The following is a 7,113-nucleotide window of genomic DNA, read 5'->3' as shown; positions in this document are numbered from 1 at the left end:
TCCACCGACGCCAGCACCGCTTGCTCGTTCGCGCTGTAACCACCATCGGCTGCCAGGAACTTGACGATGTTCCGCTCCGTGATCTTCGTGCCGACGTTCGGCCCGATAGCCGGATCATTCGGGCCCTCAATCACCGGATCCGGTTGCTTGCCGCCAGTGATGCTACCGACCGTCACCTTCCCGCCGGTCACTTCGACTTGATCGTCAGCGCTCACCACGTCAAACTTGCCCACGATATCTTGAATTTCGATATCGTCGGCTGCGGCGATGTCAAGCACGGTGTTGGTGAAATCACCCTTCTGCGTGACATGAATCTTGCCGCCGGCAATTTCGCCGTCGACCTTCTCGATGCGCGACTTGATCTTCGCACCCGGTTCAGACGCGTAGGTGCCCACTTCGAGCTTGTTCATGCCCAGATCGACCGTTCCCTCGTTCTGCAGGCTCGTCACACCGCTGACATTCTTGCTCAGCGCGACAGTACCCGCACGGGCAACGCTCACCGTACCCGAACCCAGCGCGTTGGCATGATCCGCCGTCAGCGTGCCGCCTTGAACATTCAGGCTCGTCACACCGCTCTGATCGCCAGTCAGCGTCAGGTTGCCGGTACCGATCTTGACCACATTGGCTTCACGCGAAGGCTGAGCTTCCACGGCGACCGAGGCCATGCGCATCGTGATCGGCGCGCTATCGTTCTCGCCCGTTCCTGAAGCGTCTTGCTCATCGACTTTCGGGATCGGTGCACTGTTTGCAATCGTGCCGGCGAAAGAGTCATCGCCGTTCAACTCGCCAAGGACAAGTGTCGTGCTGCCGGTGCGAATCTCGCCCGTACCGTTCAACGAACCGATAGTGAGGGTCTTCTCGGGAGTGCCGGCGGCATCGATGCTGACACCCGAAATATCCAGGACTCCGCCTGTCATTTCGATGGCGGATTGATTGGCCGTCGTAGCACCGGCCATGTTGACGTTGCCCGAACTCGTCAAGCGCATTTGCTGGAGCTGCGTATCGGAAAAAGCCAGCGTTGCACCTTGCGCGTTACTCACAACTGCGTTGCCGCCTTCCGAGTTCGAGATCGTGGTCCGGCCGGTCACGTTCTGCAACGTCATGTTCGCAAATTTCAGATTCGTAGCGCTCAACGTGCCGCGATTGACGACGTTAGCCGTGCCGCCGAGGGAGTGCTTCATCTCCCGTTGTGCTTCGCCAGCCACCATGACAGGATCGCCGTTCTCGTCGAACACGCCGACCATCTTACCGGCAATCTCGACTGTGCCCGTCGCCTCGTTGGTCAGCGTCGACGCGCTCAAATCCGAGGCGGTAATGGTAAGGGTACCGCGATTGGCAATCTTGGCCTTGCCGACGGACGACTCGTCGAACACCAGCGTAGCGCCGGTGCCTTGGGTCAGCACGGGCAGCAGTGCTTCGCGATCTACGCCCCGTTGGACATTGTCATCTGCACGAGCCTGCACCATATCCAACGTCACCGCGCCATCGACGGCGATTTCGCTTTCCCCCGCGTTCGCGCCCCCGTTGAAAGCCAGCTTACCGCCGCTGTGAAGCGATATCTTCGCAGTGCCAGCGCTCATCCCGTTTTCGAAATTGATCTGGCCCTTGTCATCGGCACCCGAGCCACCGCCGACGGCGCTACCGGCAACCAGCGTCACGTTCTCGCCGGTAATTCCGCCGTTGCCCGTTGGCTGGGCCACAAAGTTCACAGTCCCCCCCTCTCCAGCCGTCACCGTCAGCGCACCTTCGCCGTCGATGCCACGATGGATGTTCAGCGTGCCTGAGGCAACTCGTACATCGTGTGCTGCGTCTTTGAGCGCACTAATCGTGCCGATATCGCGAGCGCTGCCTGCTGCACCATGGACGGCGTTGGAGGCGTCACCCGAAAAACTGCCGATTTCGATAGTTTTGTCAGCGATAAGTAGCGTATGCCCCGTGGAACCCGCCGGGCTCTCGTCCGCATGGGTCTTCAGGTTCACGTCGTTCCACGTGAGCACGTTGTTGTTCCTATCAGCATTGGCCGCATTTACGTCGAGCAAGTACGAGGCGCCAAGTCGTTGTGAATCTGCCTCGTTCCCAATGGCATTCCACGCGGCGAGCTTCCGCTCAAGAAGTGCCAGATTCTGCGCCGCTGTCGTCGCAGCGCGCTGCGCATCGGTTACCGCGGTCGTATGCGTACCGGTGAGGATCAGGCCATTCAGAGTGTTTCTTTCCGTTCCTGCATCAAACTTTCCTTGGTCACTGATCGCAACCGCCGCCGCCTTCAACGCGGTGAGGGCGGTATTGTGCGATTCATCCAATCCGTGAAATCGTCCATCCGGCGCTCGCCGACCTTCAAGAGCCGCAAGAGATTTATCAATCTCGGAAATTGCAGCTTTAAAAGATGCAAATTTCTCCCCTTCATCATCTCCGGTTGCCGCAGCCGTCGTAAGGGTAGATGCCAAAGTAGCAAGTTCCTGCTTATCTGCAAGTTCCCGAGTCGCCCTATAATTTGTTTCCGTTGCCGTCTTGATCGGCCCTCTGTCTGCGCCCAGCGCGTTCACTCTGGCGTCTCGAGTTTGTTCCCACTGAGGAGCCGCGGCCTGCCCAGCATTTGCCACTGCATACCCCGGCAGCGCGGCAGCCGTCACCACGGCCGCAACGGCCATGCAAATTTTCGTCTGACGCAGAGCGCTCGACTTCGGATGGTTCTTTTGCATTCGATAATCCACAAGTTAATTCGTGAAAATGATGAATTGCTTCATCACACTCCAGACACGGCGCTACGACCTGCGTCAAGGCTCACGAAGTCTAAAATCCGGACTATCGAAATCGATGCAAAAACACTCGATTTTGATACTTAACCCAAGAAATTGTCTTATGATTGAATTGGGACAAATATCAATAAACAACAAGTCAAATGAATGATTAATCCCAATAAAACGAGTTTCCCAATCATCAATCTCCCAATCACACAAAAAATGCGGCACGCAAACAACGGATGATGGAGTGAAGCACGTCGTTTCCCATCGACATATTTCCTCTCGGCGTCACGCGTTTTCCAACTCATTTCACTTCCTGGGAAGGCCAGGCGTCATTACCGAACGTCGACAATAAAAAACCCGCCGTGCCCTTTCGGGTACGGCGGGTTTCTTGTCTTCAACGCTGACGGGAGACGTAATGCTCCGGTCGCCTACGTCAACGCTCTGGCTCAGAAGCGATACTTTGCCGAGATACCACCGCCCAGCGCGCTCTCGCCCTTACGCACGCTGACGTTTCCGCCCACGCGCACTTCCAGTTGCTTCTTGAGCTGCATGTCCAGGCCCAGATCCGCCGTGACGATGTCGCGGCCCAGCTTCGGCCCCTTCACCGTGAAACTGCGCGCCGCACCGTAGATCGCATTCGTCAGGCTGCTCTGCGTATTGCCGAACTCACGCTCATACGACAGGCGCAGCGACGGGGCCACCTTGCCACCTGCAATGCTCACCACTTCGCTCCACAGACGCACACCCACCACGCCGCGCGTCGACGTCTGCGATTGCGAGCCCACCTTCAGGCCGTCGTTGCCTTCGCTAAAACTGTTCGTTTCGTTGAACGCGTTCAAACGCGTCGACGCCACACGCACACCCACCGACGGATCGATGTTCACGCCCGACACGTCAAAGCGCTTACCCACTTCACCGAACATGCCGAACGTCTGACCGCTCGTCTTGCCCGCCAGACGTGTCGCCGCAAAACGTGCCGACACCGTGCGATCCGTCTTCACGCTGTGATTCGTGTACGACACCGCGCCGTTGACGAACCAGCTCGCGCCCGTCAGGTGTGAACCGTACAGACCCACGCTCACGCTGTTGACCTTCGACTCACCCGGCAGACCCTTCGCCTTCGACTCCTGATTGCCGAAGCCCAACGACGCACCCACCAGCGTGTTCTGATTCAGGCGCTTGTCAACACCGACCGCGCCGTCCAGACCCTTCACGTCGAACGACATCCCGTCGCCGCGCTGGCTCGTCTTGCCTCCGTTGAACGACGCCCAACCCGCGACACCGTTATCCGCCACCCTCGCGCCGTTGGCCGTCTTGTCGTCGAACATCGCACCGCCGGCGATCATGCGCGTTTGCATGCCCCGCTGGAACGATGTGGTGGCAGCTTGGGCGGCCACCGCGTTGTTCACCAGTGACTCACCTGAGAGCAGACGGGCTGAGCGACGCTGTTCGTCCGTATCCGCCGTTTGTAGCGCCATATCCGAGAGAACCTTGCCGCCGATCTTGCCCGACGTCAGATCACCCACCGTCACGCCGTCGACCGACGCCAGTACGGCTTGCTCGTTGGCGGTGTAGCGACCGTTGGCCGCCAGGAAATTGACGGTGTTTCCCGAGGAGATTTTCGTCGATTCATTCGTTCGTCCACCCTCCGGGTCAGGCTTCTTTTCGCCAGCAACGCTAATGCTACCGAATGTCGTCGTCCCCGGAGTCACGGTCGCCCCCTCGGCAGCTGTCACCACCTCGAATGTGTTTTCGACATCGGCGAGTTTGATACCTTCGTCGACGGCAACCGTCAAGGCCGTATTGCTGAAGTCGCTGTCCTTCTCGACGTGGATCGTGCCCCCGACGAAGCCATCACTGGCCTTGGCAACACGCGATTTGATCTTTGCGCCAGCTGTCGACGTGTAACTTTCGGCGCTGAGCTTATTCGTGCCCAGATCAATTTCGCCGGCATTCTCGATTGCCTTAACGCCCGAGACACTCGGTGCCAGAATGACAACCGCACCTGCCTGGGCAATCGACACGCTCCCCGAACCGAGGGCGTTTTCGTGATCCGCCGTCAGCTTGCCACTTTGAACTTTGATGGCTTTGACTTGACTCTGGTCACCCGAGAACGTCAGGTTACCGGTGCCGACTTTCGTGACAGACGTGGTAAGCGTCTTTCCTAACCGTTCCGAGAATTCGCGAAGGGCTTTTTCAGGGCCATCCTCCTGCGGATTCTCCGGGGCGACCATCATAATCCGGCCGTGGAATTTATCGTCCTGATTCAACGAGCCAAGCGTGAGGGCCGTAGTACCGGTGACAACATCGCCAGCGCCTGACAGCGAACCAATCGTGATGGCTTTTTCGGTGCCAGCGCCAGTCGCCGAGGAAGTGTTCGTGTACGTGGTCTCACCCATGCCGCTAACATCCAGCGTGCCGTTGAACATATTGACGGTGGCCTCGCTCGCAGTAGTATTGCCCCGCAAATAAGTGGTGCCAGCGTTGTTCAAAGTAAGGCTTTCAAGGTCCGTATCGAGGAATTTCGCCGTTCCGGACTGCATGTTATTGACCGTCGCCGTTCCGCCACGTGCCCTGTCGAGTTGGAGCAGCCCCGAATTTCCAATAATTGAAGACTCGGTATTCGACTCAACAAACTTTGCAATACCACCATCTTTAACTGAGATGCTGCTGTTAGCGGCGTTAGAATCTTTATCGAATTTTAGTTCCCCATGATTATTAACTTCAATAATCGCAGATCCCGCACTGGTGCCATTTTTGAACTCAATAGAACCACCTTTTTCGAGCGCATTGGCTTTTGGATCAGTCATGATCGTAACATTTCTCGACTCAATCCCATTGCCATTTTCTTCAAATGCCAAAGTTCCATCTTTACCAACAACAATCCCCAAACGCCCCGCACCATTAATACTCTTGTGGATATTCAGCTGGCCATTCCGGATATTCACAATGTGATCTCCCGTCTCCGAAACATTTAACGTACCGACATCTCGCCTTGCGTCGTTCGCTCCAGCGATTGGATCCGATATATCCCCGGAACGATGCGTGAGCTCAAGAATGGTTTTCTCGTCGATAGAGTGACTGCCACCATCTTCGCTGTAAGGCAGACCACCCAAGGTAACACCTTCCCACTTGGCAGCGTCTGCGCCGGCCCTCAACTCGTACCGGTTGATCGGTTTATCCGCGGACTCGCCGGCGTTTTTCAAAGCCACCCTGGCTCCGGCAATATCCCGCAAAATGTCCCGATGGTCCTCCGCGGCCGTCTTCGCCTCGCTCATCGCGCGACCGTAGCGCTCGGTGTTAGACAACAAATCTCTGAACTCCTGGATTTTCTGGTCCTTTTCACCGGCCTCTGATCTCAAGATATTATCCAAGCGTTCTTTAACATTCTTCAAATCATTAACACTCACCCGCTGGATGTGCGTCGGCTTTTCCTCACTTCCTCCATTCCCCATGCTTTCTAAAACACCAGAAATCCTATCGGCCACCTTAACGAGCATATTATTTTTTTCTTTTTCATCATGAATATTTAGAATTCCTTCGAGAAGTGCCGCATCATAAACCCAGCTCGTTGCAGTCAGATACTCCTCGTTCTTCTCGTTACGCTGCGCCTCCAGATTTTTGAGTTTCGACTTCCAATTGCTGACCTCCTGGCTGCTTCCTTGCTGCGCGGCAACGCGAGCCTTTTTCCTCTCATCTGCCTCAGCCATGATCGGGAACGATGCGGCCGCCGCCATCGTCGCCACTGCCATGTAGATCTTTGTTTGACGAAGCACGCCAACCTTCGAGTTCTGTCGCTGCATTTGATACCCCCAACATTTCATTCGCAAAAATCGACGACTACGTCCACCGTTACTCTGAGAGCGGCACACTGGTCACCAAAGGAGTCTCGATTCTAGGATCAGAAATATCTGAAATTTCAAATTCCGCATCCGATTGGGCGCATTCCTATAAAGTAAATCCACTAATATTAATTGGGTAAATTCCCAAAAATCAACTTAAAGCCTTATAAACACTACTTAAGAGCGCGGACTCGTCTTTGAAATTTACGGGAAGAGATCACCACAAAAAACGCACATGGCGGATACGATAGAACATATGTGCTATCCCCCAACGCCCCATCCCCACGGCATTGCCTTGAGACAGCCATTCGCGATGAAACATAAAAAAACCCGTCGCGCCCTTTCAGGCACGACGGGTTTCTTGTCTTCAACACAGACAGTGGGCGCGATGTTCCGGTCGCCTACGTCAACGCTCAGGCTCAGAAGCGATACTTCGCCGAGATACCACCACCCAGCGCGCTCTCGCCCTTACGCACGCTGACGTTTCCGCCCACGCGCACTTCCAGTTGCTTCTTGAGCTGCATATC

The 7,113-nt window shown here is 56.0% G+C and carries 2 protein-coding genes; both read right to left on the bottom strand.

All coding sequences use genetic code 11. The annotated features are described in order from the left end of the window. On the bottom strand, positions 1-2,699 hold a 2,699-nt coding region (locus PHO31112_RS26830; RefSeq protein ID WP_150624756.1), incomplete at its 3' end, for a hypothetical protein. Between the two features lie 491 nt (positions 2,700-3,190). Next, positions 3,191-6,547, bottom strand: coding sequence for an autotransporter family protein (locus PHO31112_RS26825; RefSeq protein ID WP_174995913.1), 3,357 nt, complete (start codon positions 6,545-6,547; stop codon positions 3,191-3,193). Positions 6,548-7,113 lie beyond the last annotated feature (566 nt).

It is taken from the genome of Pandoraea horticolens (assembly GCF_902459555.1).
GTDB lineage: Bacteria > Pseudomonadota > Gammaproteobacteria > Burkholderiales > Burkholderiaceae > Pandoraea > Pandoraea horticolens.
The sequence above is the reverse complement of the archived record's forward strand: the minus strand, read 5'-3'. Positions and strand labels throughout refer to the sequence as shown.

Excerpts from the sequence above, each read along its gene's own strand:
- PHO31112_RS26825 (WP_174995913.1), bottom strand. The coding sequence starts at position 6,547 with ATGCAGCGACAGAACTCGAAGGTTGGCGTGCTTCGTCAAACAAAGATC.